The sequence below is a fragment of the Streptomyces sp. NPDC001868 genome (genome assembly GCF_040297125.1).
In the GTDB taxonomy this organism is placed as follows: Bacteria; Actinomycetota; Actinomycetes; order Streptomycetales; family Streptomycetaceae; genus Streptomyces.
Map to the genome: position 1 here is coordinate 151,527 of NZ_JBEOYO010000014.1, position 14,466 is coordinate 165,992.

Below are 14,466 nucleotides of genomic sequence, written 5' to 3' on the forward strand. Positions count from 1 at the left end.
CGGCGAGGTGAGCCTCATGTCCGCCCCACCCCTCAAGAAGCCCGTCGTCACAGAACGTGAGGCCCGCCAGGTGGCGGAGGCCGCGCGGGAGCAGGCCTGGCGCAAGCCCAGCTTCGCCAAGGAACTGTTCCTGGGCCGGTTCCGCCTCGACCTCATCCACCCCCACCCCCTGCCCACGGACGAGGCCGTCCGGCGCGGCGAGCAGTTCCTGAGCAAGCTCCGCGCCTTCTGCGAGACGAAGGTCGACGGCGCCCTGATCGAGCGCGAGGCCCGTATCCCCGACGAGGTCATCAACGGCCTCAAGGAACTCGGCGCCCTCGGCATGAAGATCGACCCCAAGTACGGCGGTCTCGGCCTCACCCAGGTGTACTACAACAAGGCGCTCGCCCTGGCCGGCTCGGCCAGCCCGGCGATCGGCGTGCTGCTCTCGGCGCATCAGTCGATCGGCGTACCGCAGCCGCTGAAGTTGTTCGGCACCCCCGAGCAGAAGGAGAAGTTCCTTCCCCGCTGCGCCCGCACCGACATCAGCGCCTTCCTCCTCACCGAGCCCGACGTCGGCTCCGACCCGGCCCGGCTCGCCACCAGCGCGGTGCCCGACGGGGACGACTACATCCTCGACGGCGTGAAGCTGTGGACGACGAACGGCGTGGTCGCCGACCTCCTGGTCGTCATGGCGCGGGTGCCCAAGTCCGAGGGACACAAGGGCGGCATCACCGCGTTCGTCGTGGAGTCCGACTCACCCGGTGTCACCGTCGAGAACCGCAACGCCTTCATGGGCCTGCGCGGCATCGAGAACGGCGTCACCCGTTTCCACCAGGTCCGGGTCCCCGCCGCGAACCGTATCGGCCCCGAGGGCGCGGGCCTGAAGATCGCCCTCACCACCCTCAACACCGGCCGGCTCTCGCTCCCGGCGTCCTGCGTGGCCGCCGGCAAGTGGTGTCTGAAGATCGCCCGCGAGTGGTCGGCGGCCCGTGAGCAGTGGGGCAAGCCGGTCGCCCACCACGAGGCGGTCGGTCAGAAGATCTCCTTCATCGCGGCGACGACCTTCGCCCTGGAAGCGGTCCTCGACCTCTCCTCCCAGATGGCCGACGAGGACCGCAACGACATCCGCATCGAGGGCGCCCTCGCGAAGCTCTTCGCCTCCGAGATGGGCTGGAAGATCGCCGACGAACTGGTCCAGATCCGCGGCGGCCGGGGCTTCGAGACGGCCGACTCGCTCCGGGCACGCGGCGAACGGGCCGTCCCCGCCGAGCAGATCCTGCGCGACCTGCGCATCAACCGGATCTTCGAGGGCTCCACGGAGATCATGCACCTGCTGATCGCCCGCGAGGCCGTCGACGCCCACCTCTCCGTGGCCGGCGACCTCATCGACCCGGACAAGTCCCTCTCCGACAAGGCGAAGGCGGGCGCGAACGCGGGCGTCTTCTACGCGAAGTGGCTGCCCAAACTGGTCGCGGGACCGGGCCAACTCCCGCGCACCTACGGCGACTTCCACCCCGCGGGCCACCCCGACCTGGCCACCCACCTGCGCTACGTCGAGCGCAACGCCCGCAAGCTCGCCCGCTCCACCTTCTACGCCATGTCCCGCTGGCAGGGCCGGATGGAGACCAAGCAGGGCTTCCTGGGCCGGGTCGTCGACATCGGCGCCGAACTCTTCGCGATGAGCGCGGCCGTCGTACGCGCCGAACTCCTGCGCACCACCGGCGACCACGGCCGCGAGGCCTACCAGCTCGCCGACGTCTTCTGCCGCCAGTCCCGCATCCGCGTCGAGGAACTCTTCGGCCGCCTGTGGAGCAACACGGACGACCTGGACCGCAAGGTGGTCAAGGGTGTCCTCGGCGGCGCATACGAATGGCTGGAGGAGGGCGTCATCGACCCCTCGGGCGAGGGCCCCTGGATCGCGGACGCGACCCCGGGCGAAAGCACGAAGGAGAACGTCCACCGCCGCATCCGCTGACCGTTACAACTCCCCGCGCCCCTGGTGCTTTTGGGGGCGCGGGGAACTGCGCGACCAGCCACGACGGACCCGCAGCCAACGAACGACCCTCCCCCGCAGCGCCTAGCAGTACTTGTCGCTGGCGTCCCGAGTCGTCCAGGAGCAGGAATCCACCTTCGAACCGTTCGCCTTCGTCAGCTTCGCCGTGTCGCTGGTGTTGTTCCAGACATAGGCCTTGCGGTTCTGGTACTTGGTCGAGGAGGTGTCGGTCCCCGACCCGGTGCGGACCTTGATGTACTTCTTCGCCCCGATCTTGATGTTCGGGAACGTGTACTTGTGGTTGTCGAGGTCCTTCAGCACCCAGCCCTTGAGCGAGATCGCCGACGAACCCGTGTTCTTGATCTGCACCCACTCGCCGTTGTACTGCGCGTTCGTCCGCGTGTCCTTGCCCGGGCTGTCGAAGTACACGCGGTAGATGACCACGCCCCCCGCGGCCTCGGCCGGGCCGCTCAGCAACGTGCCGCTCAGCGCGACGGCTCCGGCGAGCGCGGGCAGGGCGGCGCGTATGCGCTTGTGCATGGAGATCCCCCCAGGATCCTCGTACAAGATCGTCGTCATCCACCGACGATCAGCTGATACGACTTTCGGATCAGCCAGGGGAGAAGTCATATCACCCCACCTTCACGCGTGCTTCACAAACGGAGAAAACGCGTCGTCGACGGCACATCGCACGAAGTAGGTCGACAAGGGGGCGCGCGGTCCGGCCCGACACCGGATGCGGCCACAATGGAGGGATGAGCGACAGTCCAGCCCCTCTCGCCGATCCGCATCTCGTCTTCGACCCGGTCGACGGCGTACGGGACGTAGTGATCCTCGGATCGACCGGCTCGATCGGCACCCAGGCCATCGACCTCGTCCTGCGCCATCCGGACCGCTTCCGCGTCACCGGGCTCTCCGCCGCCGGAGGGCGGGTGGAGCTGCTGGCCGAGCAGGCGCACCGCCTGCGCGTACGGACCGTCGCCGTCGCCCGCGAGGACGTCGTACCGGCGCTGCGCGAGGCACTGGCCACCGCGTACGGCGCGGGAGAGCCGCTTCCCGAGATCCTCGTCGGCCCGGACGCGGCCACCCACCTCGCCGCCTCCGACGGCCACACCGTGCTCAACGGCATCACCGGCTCCATCGGCCTCGCCCCGACCCTCGCCGCCCTGGAGGCGGGCCGCACCCTCGCGCTCGCCAACAAGGAGTCGCTCATCGTCGGCGGCCCGCTGGTGAAGGCGGTGGCCGAGCCCGGCCAGATCATCCCGGTCGACTCCGAGCACGCCGCCCTCTTCCAGGCCCTCGCCTCCGGCACCCGGGCCGATGTGCGCAAGCTGGTCGTCACCGCCTCCGGGGGCCCGTTCCGCGGCCGTACGAAGGCGGAACTGGCGGACGTCAAGCCCGCCGACGCCCTCGCGCACCCCACCTGGGCCATGGGCCCGGTCATCACCGTGAACTCCGCGACCCTGGTCAACAAGGGCCTGGAAGTCATCGAGGCGCACCTCCTCTACGACATTCCCTTCGACCGCATTGAGGTCGTCGTGCACCCCCAGTCGTATGTCCACTCGATGGTTGAGTTCACGGACGGATCGACGATGGCCCAGGCGACGCCCCCCGACATGCGCGGGCCCATCGCCATTGGCCTCGGCTGGCCGCAGCGCGTCCCCGACGCCGCGCCCGCCTTCGACTGGACCAAGGCGTCCACCTGGGAGTTCTTCCCCCTCGACAACGACGCGTTCCCGTCGGTCGGGCTCGCCCGGCATGTGGGGCAGCTCGCGGGCACCGCCCCGGCGGTGTTCAATGCGGCGAACGAGGAGTGCGTCGACGCGTTCCTGTACGGCGGCCTCCCGTTCAACGCGATCATGGAGACCGTCACCCGGGTCGTCGAGGAGCACGGCACCCCCGGAACGGGAACTTCCCTGACCGTGGCGGACGTCCTCGAAGCGGAGACCTGGGCGCGCGCCAGGGCCCGTGAGCTCACCACCTCGACCACTTCGACAGCCAAACCCACCGAGCGGACGACCGCGGAGGCCCGTGCATGACGACCCTGATGTTCATCCTCGGCATAGTGGTCTTCGTGATCGGCCTGGCGTTCTCGATCGCCTGGCACGAACTGGGTCACTTCTCCACCGCCAAGCTCTTCGGTGTCCGCGTGCCCCAGTTCATGGTCGGCTTCGGCCCGACCATCTGGTCGAAGAAGAAGGGCGAGACCGAGTACGGCGTCAAGGCGATCCCGCTCGGCGGCTTCATCCGTATGATCGGAATGATCCCGCCCGGCGCGGACGGCCGGATCGAGTCCCGCTCGACCTCCCCGTGGCGCGTGATGATCGAGGACGCCCGCGCGGCCTCCTTCGACGAGCTCCAGCCCGGCGACGAGAACCGCCTCTTCTATACGCGCAAGCCGTGGAAGCGCGTCATCGTGATGTTCGCCGGCCCCTTCATGAACCTGGTCCTGGCCGTCGTGATCTTCGTCGGCGTGATGATGACCTTCGGCGCCCAGACCCAGACCACCACGGTCAGCAAGGTCTCGGACTGCGTCATCGAGGCCAGTGAGAACCGCTCCAAGTGCCGCTCCGGCGACGAGGAGGCCCCCGCCAAGGCAGCGGGCCTGCTGCCGGGCGACAAGATCGTCGCCTTCAACGGCGAGCCCGTCGACGACTGGGCCGCCCTGCAGTCCGACATCCGCTCCAACCCCGGCAAGCAGGTCACCGTCACCGTCGACCGCGACGGCAAGGAACTCGCCCTCACCGCCACCCTGGTGAAGAACCAGGTCAGCAAGACCGACGGCAACGGCGGCTATGTCGAGGACAAGTACATCTCCGCCGGCTGGTTCGGCTTCACCCCCGCCACCGGCATCGTCCCGCTCTCCTTCGCCGACTCCGTCGACCGCATGGGCGACATGATGGAGAACGGCGTCGAGTCCCTGCTCGCCCTGCCCTCCAAGGTCCCGGCCCTGTGGGACGCCACCTTCGGCGACGGCGAGCGCGAGGCCGACTCACCCATGGGCGTGGTCGGCGCGGCCCGCGTCGGCGGCGAGATCTTCACCATGGACATCCCCGCCACCCAGCAGCTCGCCAGCTTCCTCATCCTGCTGGCCGGCTTCAACCTCTCCCTCTTCCTGTTCAACATGCTCCCGCTCCTCCCGCTCGACGGCGGGCACATCGCGGGCGCCCTGTGGGAGTCGCTGCGCCGGAACGCGGCGAAGCTGCTGCGCCGCCCCGACCCCGGCCCGTTCGACGTGGCGAAGCTGATGCCCGTCGCGTACGTGGTCGCCGGCATCTTCGTCTGCTTCACCCTGCTGGTGCTGATCGCGGACCTCGTGAACCCGGTGCGCATCTCCTAGACACCCGTGGTTCACGGCGGCCGGGCACACTCACGCGGTGGGCCCGGCCGGACGGTGATGTGCTCGGGCCCGTGCCCGTGCCGTAATCTCGAAGCCTGGAGCCCGCCCGTACCGGGAACCGATCCTGATCCACAACTTGGGGTTGCACAGCAGATGACTGCGATTTCTCTCGGCATGCCGTCCGTTCCGACCAAGCTCGCCGAGCGTCGGAAGAGCCGGCAGATCCAGGTCGGATCCGTGGCGGTCGGTGGAGACGCCCCGGTGTCGGTCCAGTCGATGACCACGACGCGTACGTCGGACATCGGCGCCACGCTGCAGCAGATCGCCGAGCTGACGGCGTCCGGCTGCCAGATCGTCCGCGTCGCCTGCCCCACGCAGGACGACGCCGACGCCCTGTCGACGATCGCCCGCAAGTCGCAGATCCCGGTGATCGCCGACATCCACTTCCAGCCGAAGTACGTCTTCGCCGCGATCGAGGCCGGCTGCGCCGCCGTCCGCGTCAACCCCGGCAACATCAAGCAGTTCGACGACAAGGTCCGGGAGATCGCCCAGGCGGCGAACGACCACGGCACCCCGATCCGCATCGGCGTCAACGCCGGCTCCCTCGACCGCCGCCTCCTGCAGAAGTACGGCAAGGCCACCCCCGAGGCGCTCGTCGAGTCCGCCCTCTGGGAGGCCTCCCTCTTCGAGGAGCACGGCTTCCGCGACATCAAGATCTCGGTCAAGCACAACGACCCGGTCGTCATGGTCAACGCCTACCGCCAGCTCGCCGCCCAGTGCGACTACCCCCTCCACCTCGGCGTCACCGAGGCGGGCCCCGCCTTCCAGGGCACCATCAAGTCGGCCGTAGCCTTCGGCGCCCTGCTCTCCGAGGGCATCGGCGACACCATCCGCGTCTCCCTCTCGGCCCCGCCGGTCGAGGAGATCAAGGTCGGCAACCAGATCCTGGAATCGCTGAACCTGAAGCCCCGCCGCCTCGAAATCGTCTCCTGCCCCTCCTGCGGCCGTGCCCAGGTCGACGTCTACAAGCTCGCCGAGGAAGTCACCGCCGGCCTCGACGGCATGGAGGTCCCCCTCCGCGTCGCCGTCATGGGCTGCGTCGTCAACGGCCCCGGCGAGGCCCGCGAGGCCGACCTCGGCGTCGCCTCCGGCAACGGCAAGGGCCAGATCTTCGTCAAGGGCGAGGTCATCAAGACCGTCCCCGAGTCCAAGATCGTAGAGACCCTCATCGAAGAGGCGATGAAGATCGCCGAACAGATGGAAGCGGACGGAGTCGCCTCGGGCGAACCGACGGTGGCGGTAGCGGGCTGAGCCCGCTCTTCCCTGGAAGGGGCCGCAGGCCCCCTTCCAGGGGCGCGGGGAACTGCGCGACCAGCCACGACGCACCCGCACCCGCCAAAACACAGTCGCCCCCGAGCTCTGAGGCGCCCGGCACAGCCCGGCAGGGTATCGTGCGGAGACCAGCGCAGACCCCAGGGTGAGGCCCCCGCACGTGTTGACCCAGACCACCACCAGGGTCCTCGAACCGAGTGACCTGGACGCCGCACTCGCCGTCCTGGACCGAGACCCCGTCGCGAACGCCTTCGTGACGTCCCGCGTCCAGGTCGCCGGCCTGGACCCCTGGCGGCTCGGCGGCGAGATGTGGGGCTGGTACGAGGACGGCGCCCTCACCTCCCTCTGCTACGCCGGCGCCAACCTCGTCCCCATCTGCGCCACCCCCCGCGCCGTGCGCGCCTTCGCCGACCGCGCCCGCCGGGCCGGCCGCCGCTGCTCCTCGGTCGTCGGCCCCGCCGAACCCACCGCCCAGCTGTGGCGCCTCCTCGAACCCAGCTGGGGCCCGGCCCGCGAGGTCCGCTCCCACCAGCCCCTCATGGTCACCGACCGGCTCCCCGACCCCGCCGAGGTCACCCCCGACCCGTACGTCCGCCGGATCCGCAAGGACGAGATGGACACGATCATGCCGGCGTGCGTCGCGATGTTCACCGAGGAGGTCGGCGTCTCCCCACTGGCCGGCGACGGCGGCCTCCTCTACCAGGCCCGCGTCGCCGAACTCGTGGGCTCCGGCCGCTCCTTCGCCCGCCTCGGCCCCGACGGCCGCGTCGTCTTCAAGGCCGAGATCGGCGCCGCGACCCCCCACGCCTGCCAGATCCAGGGCGTCTGGGTCGCCCCCGAACACCGCGGCAAGGGCCTCGCCGCCCCCGGTATGGCAGCCGTCCTCCGTTACGCCCTCGCCGACGTGGCCCCCCTCGTCAGCCTCTACGTCAACGACTTCAACACCTCGGCGAGGCGCACGTACCAGAGGGTGGGCTTCCAAGAGGTGGGCGCCTTCATGAGCGTCCTGTTCTGAGGGGGCAAACTTGTGAACGCCGGGCAAGGTGAGCGCCCCTGAAGGGGCGCGGGGCTGTATCGACATGCGGCTCCGCCGCGTGGGCGCGACCAGCCACATACAACCCGCGCCCCGCAGACAACCCGAACCCCCCTGTAGCATCCGCAACATGGACCTCGTCATCGGCCCCTTGGACCTCTCCGCCCACGTAGACGAGGCCCTCGCAGTCCAAGCCATCGCCTTCGGACTCGCCCCCGACGAGGTGGCCGTCCGCCGCCAGATCGTCCTCCGCCACATGACCTACCCGGGGGCGCGGGCACTGGGCGCCACCACCGCCGGACGGCTCGTGGGCTTCGTCTACGGCATGCCCAACAACCGCACCCACTGGTGGTCCACCGTCGTGGAGCCCTACCTCCGCGCCCTCCACCACGAGCACTGGCTGGACGACTCGTTCGTGATCACCGAACTGCACGTCCACCCCCGCCACCAGAACCACGGCGTCGGCCGCGCCCTGATCACCACCATCACCGACAGCGCGGCCGAACCCCGCTCGATCCTCTCCGCGATCGACGTCGACAGCCCGGCCCGCGGCCTGTACCGCTCCCTCGGCTATACGGACCTGGCCCGCCAGGTCGTCTTCCCCAGCGCCCCCAAGCCGTACGCCGTGATGGGCGCCCACCTGCCCCTGCGCCGCAGATAGCCGCCGTACCACCCCCCACCGCCCCCACCGGATTTCCACGGGCACCCACCCCCCGGCTAACCTCCTGCCATCACCCAACCCCGGCAGGAGTACGACAACCATGGCGAACGCACCGGTCCAGCGCATGTCCCAGTTGATGGCGAAGACGCTGCGCGACGACCCGGCGGACGCCGAGGTGCTCAGCCACAAGCTCCTCGTCCGCGCCGGCTACGTCCGCCGCACCGCCGCCGGTGTGTGGACCTGGCTGCCGCTCGGCAAGAAGGTCCTCGCCAACGTGGAGCGCGTCGTCCGCGAGGAGATGGACGCCATCGGCGCCCAGGAGGTCCTGCTCCCCGCCCTGCTGCCGAAGGAGCCGTACGAGGCGACCGGCCGCTGGGACGAGTACGGCCCGGAGCTGTTCCGCCTCCAGGACCGCAAGGGCGGCGACTACCTCCTCGGCCCCACCCACGAGGAGATCTTCACGCTGATCGTGAAGGACCAGGCGTCCTCCTACAAGGACCTGCCGGTGATCCTCTACCAGATCCAGACCAAGTTCCGTGACGAGGCCCGCCCCCGCGCCGGCATCCTGCGCGGCCGTGAGTTCCTGATGAAGGACTCGTACTCCTTCGACACCGAGGACGAGGGCCTCGCCCAGTCCTACGCCCTGCACCGCCAGGCCTACCAGAAGGTGTTCGAGCGTCTGGGCCTCGACTACCGCATCTGCGCGGCGACGGCGGGCGCGATGGGCGGCTCGAAGTCGGAGGAGTTCCTGGCCCCGGCCGGCGCCGGCGAGGACACCTTCGCCGACTGCCCGAACTGCGACTTCGCGGCCAACACCGAGGCGATCACCTACGAGTTGAAGCCGGTGGACGCGGGCGACGCCCCCGCGCTCGAAGAGATCCCGACCCCGGACACCCCCACCATCGAGACCCTCGCCGCCCACCTCGGCGTCCCGGCCTCCGCCACCCTCAAGAACCTCCTCGTGAAGGTCGACGGCGAGATCGTCGCCGTCGGTGTCCCCGGTGACCGCGAGGTCGACATGGGCAAGGTCGAGGCGCACTTCGCCCCGGCGGTCGTCGAGATGGTCACCGAGGCGGACTTCGCGGGCCGCCCCGACCTGGTCCGCGGCTATGTCGGCCCGCAGGGCCTGGGCGAGAAGGTCACCTACATCGCCGACCCGCGTGTGGCGCCGGGCACCGCCTGGATCACGGGCGCCAACAAGGACGCCACGCACGCCAGGAACGTCGTCGCGGGCCGTGACTTCGAGGTCGGCGCGTACGTCGACGTCGTGGTCGTCCAGGAGGGCGACCCCTGCCCGAACTGCGGCACCGGCCTCAAGCTGGACCGCGCCATCGAGATCGGCCACATCTTCCAGCTCGGCCGCAAGTACGCCGACGCCCTCAAGCTCGACGTCCTCGGCCAGCACGGCAAGCCCGTCCGCGTCACCATGGGCTCGTACGGCATCGGCGTCTCCCGCGCCGTCGCGGCCCTCGCCGAGCAGTCCGCCGACGACAAGGGCCTGTGCTGGCCCGCCGAGGTCGCCCCGGCCGACGTCCACGTCGTCGCGGCGGGCAAGGCCCTCCAGACCGAACTGGCCCTCGACGTCTCCGAGAAGCTGCGGGCCGCCGGCCTCCGCGTCCTGGTCGACGACCGTGCCGGGGTCTCCCCGGGTGTGAAGTTCACCGACTCCGAGCTGATCGGCGTACCGAAGATCCTGGTCGCCGGCCGCCGCTCCGCCGAGGGCGTCCTGGAGCTGAAGGACCGCCGCACCGGTGAGCGCGAGGAGCTGACGGTCGACGAGGCGATCGCCCGCCTGACCACGGCCTGACCTCGAAGAGAGACCGTTCCCCCGACCGTAGGACGTGGCAGAACGCCCCTCTACGGTCGGGGACCCCCGTAGGGGCGCGGGGAACTGCGGATCAGCTCCTCATCCGCCCGCTCAAAGCCATCCGGCGAACTCCAGCAACAGCTCCGCGTCCCGAGGCCGCCCCACCCGCCGGGCCCGCACCCCCGACTCCACGGCCCGGAACAGCGTCCACCCCCGCAACCGCTCCTGATCCACATCCAACGACTCGGCCAGCTTCTTCACCCGCCGCCGAGTGATCGCCGCTCCCGACGGCGACGCGATCAGGTCCTCCACCCGGTCCCGCACCAGCCGGGCCAGATCGAACGCGCACTCACCCACCACCGGATCCGGCCCCACGGCCAGCCACGGCAGCCGCTCCCCGCCCAGCACCTTGCTCTGCCGGAACGTCCCGTGCAGCAACCGCTCCTCGGGCGCGGAACCCAGCAGCTCCGCACGGACCGCGAGAGCCGCGTCGACCAGCGCCCGAACCTCGGAGTCCTCCTCGGCGCCCGCCCGGAGGGCCTCGGCCTGCCGCCCCGTCCGCTCGGCCACGGTCTCGAAGACATGTGCCTCGGGCGGCTCGACCCACAGCCGCCGCAAGGTCGCCGCGGCCTCCAGCAGCGCCTTGGCCTCCGGCAGCGACCGCACCGACAGATCGGGACGCAGCCGCTCCAGCAGCAGCACACCGGCACTGTCCCCGGGATTGAGCAACTGCACCGCGCCCCGCCCGTCCCAGTGCGCGAGGGCCGCCCGCTCGCTCTCCGGCCGCGCCCGCTCGGGCGCCAGCTTGAGCACGGCGGGGGTGTCGCCGATCATCCGCACCAGCAGCACCAGACTGCTGCGACCACCGGGTGCCTGCACCCGCTCCACGGTCAACTCGCGTAGATCGACGGCCTGTTGCAGCAGCTCGGGGAGGGTTTCCAGCCACGCGCCGATCCCGTCACCGCCGCCCGGCCGCCGGGTCTCGGCGAGCGCTCGCACCAGCCGCTGCGGCGGTTCGAAGTCCTCGAAAGCCATGCGTGCCATGTGCGAGTCGTTCCCTTCGGACCGTGATCAGGTGTGCGGTGTCGCCGACGGACCGGCGGCGGCCGTCCGCTCGGCGAGACCAGGGAAGGCTACGCTTCCGCCCCGCCATCGCACCGCCCGCACCGCCGCTTCCCGCAGCGCCTCGGCCGCCGCACGGCGCCGGTCACCCTCCGCTGCCCGGACGAGATCGGAGTACACCCCGGCCACCCGCTCCTCCAACTCCGCGGCGAGCCGTACGGCGGAGTTGGAATCGCTCACCTGGAACGGCAGCGCGTATCCGGCCGCCGCCGCGGCGGGCCTGCCGCCCAGGTCCCGTACGGCCCGGGTGAGTTGGTCCCGCCGGGCCCGGTGCGCGTCGTACGCCTCCCGGGCCTCGCTCTGCCGGGCCTCGCCGATCTTCCCGCCGACGACTCCGTACCCGTACACGGCGGCGTGCTCGGCCCCGAGCGCCGCCTGTACCGCCTTCAGCTCCCCGCTGCTCACTTCGCACCCTCCGTCAACAAGTACGCGTGCCCGGCCCCCGCGGCCGCCACCGAGGCCATCAGCCGCGCCACCTCACCCGGCACCTCCAGCAATGCCTTGGCCCGCCGGTCCGCGAGCTTCCGCTCGGCGGCGCCCAAGGCGGCGAGGGCGGCCTTGGGATCCTCGGGCACGGGGGAGGAGGAGGGGGAGGCGGAAGCAGAAGCAGAAGGTGAAGGCGAACCGGACGGCGACGGGGAACCCTTACCCGCACTCTTCCCGCCCCCGAACGCCCGCGCATGCCGTACGACCTCCGCCCGCAACGGCGTCAGCAGCGCGGCCAGATCCGGATGCGCGGCGATCACGGCGTCGTACCGCTCCACGAGCTCCTCGCTGTCCCGGACCACCCGCGCCCGCGCCTTGTCCACCTTCGACGCACCGCCCCCGGCGGCATCCGACCCCTCACCCCCGGACGAGCACCCCACGAGCAGGCCCGCACCAGCGGCCCCGACGAGCAAACTCCTTCTCCGCGGCCCCGACAGGGCGCGCGACGGCAGGCTGAACGACACAGCAGACGTCCTAGGGGGGTCGTACGAACAAAGAAGCGGTGCGATCACGGTACCCGTGAACGGGCCCCGCTCCCGATAGGGGCGCGGGCGACTCGTGGACGGCAACACCCCAGCGGAGCGGCTACCCTTTGACCTGACACGCGCCCTACCCACAACAGCACACGCGGCCGAGGAGTCACCCGGATGAGCACCACCCAGAGCGAGAGGCTGCGAGAACTGCTGGAACCGCTCGTACGCTCCCAGGGCCTGGATCTCGAAGAGATCGCAGTGGACTCGGTCGGACGCAAGCGGGTGCTGCGCGTGGTCGTCGACTCGGACGAGGGCGCGGATCTGGACGCGATCGCCGAGGTCAGCCGCGCGCTCTCGGCCCAGCTGGACGAGACGGACGCGATGGGCCAGGCGGAGTACACCCTGGAAGTCGGTACGCCGGGCGCCGAGCGCCCCCTCACCGAGCACCGTCACTACCGCCGCGCCGTCGACCGTCTGGTGAAGTTCACGCTCCGCGAGGACGGGGAACTGATCGCCAGAATCCTGACCGTGGACGACGAGGGCCTCGACCTCGAAGTGCCCGGGGTGAAGGGCCGCAAGGCCACCTCCCGCCGGCTCGCCTTCGACGAGATCGACAGGGCCCGCGTCCAGGTCGAGTTCAACCGCAAGGACAAGAAGGACATGACGGAAGAGGAGGAGGCGTAGCCGTGGACATCGACATGAGCGCCCTGCGGGGCTTGGTACGGGAGAAGGAGATCTCCTTCGACCTGCTCGTCGAGGCGATCGAGGCGGCCCTCCTCATCGCCTACCACCGCACCGAGGGAAGCCGCCGGCACGCGCGCGTGGAGCTCAACCGGGAGACCGGCCATGTGACCGTGTGGGCGAAGGAGGACCCCGAGGACCTGGAGGAGGGGCAGGAGGCGCGCGCGTTCGACGACACCCCGTCGGACTTCGGGCGCATCGCCGCCACCACCGCCAAACAGGTGATCCTGCAACGACTGCGGGACGCGGAGGACGACGCGACGCTCGGCGAGTACGCCGGGCGCGAGGGCGACATCGTCACCGGTGTGGTCCAGCAGGGCCGCGACCCGAAGAACGTGCTCGTCGACATCGGCAAGCTGGAGGCCATCCTGCCCGTGCAGGAGCAGGTCCCCGGCGAGGCGTACCAGCACGGCATGCGGCTGCGCTCGTACGTCGTACGGGTCGCGAAGGGCGTCCGCGGTCCCTCCGTGACGCTTTCCCGCACGCATCCCAATCTGGTGAAGAAGCTCTTCGCCCTGGAGGTGCCGGAGATCGCCGACGGATCCGTCGAGATCGCCGCCATCGCGCGTGAGGCCGGTCACCGTACGAAGATCGCCGTCCGCTCCACCCGCAGCGGTCTGAACGCCAAGGGCGCGTGCATCGGCCCGATGGGCGGCCGGGTGCGCAATGTCATGGGCGAGCTGAACGGCGAGAAGATCGACATCGTCGACTGGTCGGACGACCCGGCGGAGATGGTGGCGAACGCGCTCTCCCCGGCCCGGGTCTCCAAGGTCGAGGTCGTGGACCTCGCGGCCCGCTCCGCGCGGGTGACCGTGCCCGACTACCAGCTGTCGCTGGCGATCGGCAAGGAGGGCCAGAACGCCCGCCTCGCCGCCCGCCTCACCGGCTGGCGGATCGACATCCGCCCGGACACCGAGCAGCCGTCCGAGTAACCGCCCGAGCAACCGCCCGAGCGATCACTCGATCGGGCGTCCTGACTGGGCCATCCGGGTAGTTCCGGGAGGCCGGGGAATAGATCCAAGCCGCAGGTCGCTTAGATCACGACAACAACCGTTCGATTTTTGCCCCAAAGGGGTGAGGTCGGTGCGGGGAGGTAGACTTAGCAGTGTCTGGCCGGACGCGTGCCCGCGCATGCCCTGAACGCACCTGTGTGGGGTGCAGGCAGCGAGCGGCCAAGACCGAACTGCTGCGGGTCGTGGCGATCGAGGGCGAATGCGCCCCCGATCCTCGCGGTACGCTGCCCGGCCGGGGTGCGTACGTACACCCCGCCCAGGTCTGTCTCGACTTGGGGCTTCGCCGTCGGGCGTTCACGCGGGCGCTGCGTGCCCCGGGAGCGCTCGACACAAAGGCGTTGCGCCGATACGTGGAGCAGACAACAGTTGCCGAGCAGGTGACGGTTGCCGAGCAGGCAACACCGTAAGACGTGTCGTACGGAACCTCCGTGCGGCCCGGTATTCCGCGAGTTGGAAGTAGGTCGAGATTGCGATGAGCACTCG

14 protein-coding genes are annotated in these 14,466 nt (G+C 70.3%); 10 read left to right on the forward strand and 4 right to left on the reverse strand.

Features of this window, described 5'->3' with window-relative positions:
- Window positions 1–16: 16 nt before the first annotated feature.
- Window positions 17–1,957: an acyl-CoA dehydrogenase family protein gene (locus ABT147_RS18985; RefSeq protein ID WP_351407381.1), complete on the forward strand. Its 1,941-nt coding sequence runs from the start codon at window positions 17–19 to the stop codon at window positions 1,955–1,957.
- A 102-nt stretch (window positions 1,958–2,059) separates the two neighbouring features.
- On the opposite strand, the gene ABT147_RS18990 is transcribed toward ABT147_RS18985, so the two are convergent.
- Window positions 2,060–2,515 carry a lamin tail domain-containing protein gene (locus ABT147_RS18990; protein WP_351407497.1) on the reverse strand — a complete coding sequence of 152 codons (456 nt, stop codon included), beginning with the start codon at window positions 2,513–2,515 and terminating at the stop codon, window positions 2,060–2,062.
- A gap of 215 nt (window positions 2,516–2,730) precedes the next feature.
- Here ABT147_RS18990 and dxr point away from each other — a divergent pair, with 215 nt between their 5' ends.
- The 6 genes from dxr (at window position 2,731) to ABT147_RS19020 (ending at window position 10,148) form a co-directional block, all read left to right on the forward strand.
- On the forward strand, window positions 2,731–4,014 hold the full coding sequence (gene dxr / locus ABT147_RS18995) for a 1-deoxy-D-xylulose-5-phosphate reductoisomerase (RefSeq protein WP_351407383.1): 1,284 nt from the start codon (window positions 2,731–2,733) through the stop codon (window positions 4,012–4,014).
- Window positions 4,011–5,315: a M50 family metallopeptidase gene (locus tag ABT147_RS19000; protein ID WP_351407386.1), complete on the forward strand. Its 1,305-nt coding sequence runs from the start codon at window positions 4,011–4,013 to the stop codon at window positions 5,313–5,315. The genes dxr and ABT147_RS19000 overlap by 4 nt, the downstream gene beginning before the upstream one ends.
- 153 nt (window positions 5,316–5,468) lie before the next feature.
- Window positions 5,469–6,626: a flavodoxin-dependent (E)-4-hydroxy-3-methylbut-2-enyl-diphosphate synthase gene (gene ispG / locus ABT147_RS19005; RefSeq protein WP_351407388.1), complete on the forward strand. Its 1,158-nt coding sequence runs from the start codon at window positions 5,469–5,471 to the stop codon at window positions 6,624–6,626.
- Between the two features lie 181 nt (window positions 6,627–6,807).
- Entirely contained in the window at window positions 6,808–7,662 is an 855-nt protein-coding gene (locus ABT147_RS19010; protein ID WP_351407390.1) for a GNAT family N-acetyltransferase, read from the forward strand.
- A 148-nt stretch (window positions 7,663–7,810) separates the two neighbouring features.
- Window positions 7,811–8,341, forward strand: coding sequence for a GNAT family N-acetyltransferase (locus tag ABT147_RS19015; protein WP_351407392.1), 531 nt, complete (start codon window positions 7,811–7,813; stop codon window positions 8,339–8,341).
- 100 nt (window positions 8,342–8,441) lie between these two features.
- The gene (locus ABT147_RS19020; RefSeq protein ID WP_351407394.1) at window positions 8,442–10,148 is read left to right on the forward strand and encodes a proline--tRNA ligase; all 1,707 of its coding nucleotides are present in this window, start codon (window positions 8,442–8,444) and stop codon (window positions 10,146–10,148) included.
- Between the two features lie 111 nt (window positions 10,149–10,259).
- Here ABT147_RS19020 and ABT147_RS19025 read toward each other — a convergent pair whose 3' ends face one another.
- The 3 genes from ABT147_RS19025 to ABT147_RS19035 are packed head-to-tail and all read right to left on the reverse strand — an operon-like array spanning window position 10,260 to window position 12,220.
- Window positions 10,260–11,192, reverse strand: a complete 933-nt coding sequence (locus ABT147_RS19025; RefSeq protein WP_351407396.1) for an aminoglycoside phosphotransferase family protein — start codon at window positions 11,190–11,192, stop codon at window positions 10,260–10,262.
- Between the two features lie 27 nt (window positions 11,193–11,219).
- Window positions 11,220–11,675 carry a ferritin-like domain-containing protein gene (locus tag ABT147_RS19030; protein ID WP_351407398.1) on the reverse strand — a complete coding sequence of 152 codons (456 nt, stop codon included), beginning with the start codon at window positions 11,673–11,675 and terminating at the stop codon, window positions 11,220–11,222.
- The gene (locus ABT147_RS19035) at window positions 11,672–12,220 is read right to left on the reverse strand and encodes a hypothetical protein (RefSeq protein WP_502983113.1); all 549 of its coding nucleotides are present in this window, start codon (window positions 12,218–12,220) and stop codon (window positions 11,672–11,674) included. The genes ABT147_RS19030 and ABT147_RS19035 overlap by 4 nt, the downstream gene beginning before the upstream one ends.
- A gap of 183 nt (window positions 12,221–12,403) precedes the next feature.
- Between ABT147_RS19035 and rimP the strand changes: the two genes are divergently transcribed.
- The 3 genes from rimP to ABT147_RS19050 all read left to right on the forward strand — a co-directional run bounded on the left by rimP (window position 12,404) and on the right by ABT147_RS19050 (window position 14,390).
- The gene (gene rimP, locus ABT147_RS19040; RefSeq protein ID WP_351407403.1) at window positions 12,404–12,913 is read left to right on the forward strand and encodes a ribosome maturation factor RimP; all 510 of its coding nucleotides are present in this window, start codon (window positions 12,404–12,406) and stop codon (window positions 12,911–12,913) included.
- 2 nt (window positions 12,914–12,915) lie between these two features.
- Window positions 12,916–13,902: a transcription termination factor NusA gene (nusA, locus tag ABT147_RS19045; RefSeq protein ID WP_351407405.1), complete on the forward strand. Its 987-nt coding sequence runs from the start codon at window positions 12,916–12,918 to the stop codon at window positions 13,900–13,902.
- A 173-nt stretch (window positions 13,903–14,075) separates the two neighbouring features.
- Window positions 14,076–14,390: a YlxR family protein gene (locus ABT147_RS19050; RefSeq protein ID WP_351407407.1), complete on the forward strand. Its 315-nt coding sequence runs from the start codon at window positions 14,076–14,078 to the stop codon at window positions 14,388–14,390.
- The last annotated feature ends 76 nt before the right edge of the window (window positions 14,391–14,466 follow it).